At 25.9% G+C, this 1,728-nt stretch carries 2 protein-coding genes and 1 pseudogene; all 3 read right to left on the reverse strand.

What is annotated here, in order from left to right:
- Nucleotides 1–36: 36 nt before the first annotated feature.
- Nucleotides 37–594, reverse strand: a pseudogene (locus tag ACOTVC_RS08630) (hypothetical protein).
- A gap of 73 nt (nt 595–667) precedes the next feature.
- Nucleotides 668–1,234 (reverse strand): imm11 family protein, encoded by a 567-nt coding sequence (locus ACOTVC_RS08635; protein ID WP_039641562.1) that lies wholly within the window; start codon nt 1,232–1,234, stop codon nt 668–670.
- A partial coding sequence (locus ACOTVC_RS08640) for an AHH domain-containing protein (RefSeq protein WP_421628347.1) occupies nt 1,234–1,728 on the reverse strand: 495 nt, incomplete at its 5' end. The genes ACOTVC_RS08640 and ACOTVC_RS08635, both read right to left, overlap by 1 nt.

The following is a 1,728-nucleotide window of genomic DNA, read 5'->3' on the forward strand; positions in this document are numbered from 1 at the left end:
ACTAAAAATTTTTATATTAAATCATAAGGAAAGTATTTATATAAAGCTAATCTTATTTTGTTTAATCATTCTGGCACGATTGATAAGAGCATAAAGGGCTAGAAATTCATCGTTAAGCATTTCTTTAAAAGTTTCACTGTATCTATCCCCATCAAATTCAATACTTTTCCATTCTATAATTTCTGCTTTAGCATTAGTGATAAAAGAAATATATTTATCTCTTTGTTTATCGTGTTTAATACCTGCTCATATTGGTTTAGGTGTTTCATCATACCAAATCACTTCTAGATTTTCTTCTTTGATGATTCTTAGTGCTACTTCTTTTGTTAGATATTCTTTAATGTCCTTGATATCATAATATTTATGCTAATAATTTTCTTGCAACATTTTATCAATAGCTTCTTTTTCACTATCAAAAGAATAGTTAAGACTAACACTCCTCCTTTCTCCAACATAGAAAGTTTCATATTTATTATTATCAGAATCAAACCACATAGTAAGATGATATTCCCCTAAATGTTTATAAGAAGGATACCAAGTTGTATCAATCAACTTTTCTTCTTTTATAATTAGTTCTGCTTGTTCTCTTGTTATTGTTTATCCTTTGTTATGGTATTTGTTTTATAAAACCTAATAAATTTATGATTGTAATATTTTTACATGTTTATTAATTTTCATATACCATAACTTCACTAAAACTAAAACCTAATAAATTGTTTTCTCTCACTATTTTTTTAAATTCACTTGATACAAAAACAGGTATTTCATCATCTTTAATTCTAAATATATGACTTCCATCAAGTTTTGACTTTTTTAAAACAGCTTTGGTGATGCTTAAATATTCATTGTTATCACCCATATATGTATATGTAGAATGTTCATAATCTAAAGCTTCAAGTGATTTTGTTACATGTAAAATTTTACAATCGCGATAATTTATTCCTTGATTTTTAATTTCTACATCTAAATATTGAACACAATCTTTGATTAAATCTTGCATTAAATTTATAAATTTTGGAGAGACTATACGCCAATTGTATACATTAGATATTAAATCCGTTAGTGTTTTACCATCATCTTTGTCTATTTCAAAACTAGGTGTTTGCCAATTTGCGATAGGTTTAGATTCTAAAAGTGCATATTTGTCATTGTTTTTTATATCCGGATTAATACAATTTATCCAATTATCCACATCGTTATGATTATAGTTATACATCATTTTATAATATCTCATTATTTTCTCTCCTTATAGTATTCTTTATGAAGTAAAGCAGGATTGTTTTTTATTTCTTCTTTGAGTTTTTCAAATTCTTTTAAGAATTTATTCTTATCTCCTCTTGCTATTTTATCAATTTTACTCATTTTTTCAAGAATGTATTCATGATATTCATTAGGATGTCTTCCGCGATGTGGCATTTTAACTTTGTTCCAATCTCCATCTAATTTCAAACCATATTTTTTTGTTATTTTTTGAAATTCTTTAGTAAATCTTTTATTCTTATCAGTAGCAATATGATGGGTTTGAATTACTGATTGATTGTTTTTACCTCCTATCCCTTCCCATTTTATCTTGTCCCATTTAATCTTAGCAAGAGGATTAGCTTTTATTTTAGTTAGAGCAAATTTAATCTTATTTTGCTTAGGTATAGCTAGTATAGGATAACCTTTATTACTTACTCCTATTAAACCCATTTGTAATACAGAATGTTTATGATTTACTTTATGATT

Origin of the sequence: Campylobacter sp. GB48 (genome assembly GCF_049221845.1) — a bacterium.
In the GTDB taxonomy this organism is placed as follows: domain Bacteria; phylum Campylobacterota; class Campylobacteria; order Campylobacterales; family Campylobacteraceae; genus Campylobacter_D; species Campylobacter_D lari_C.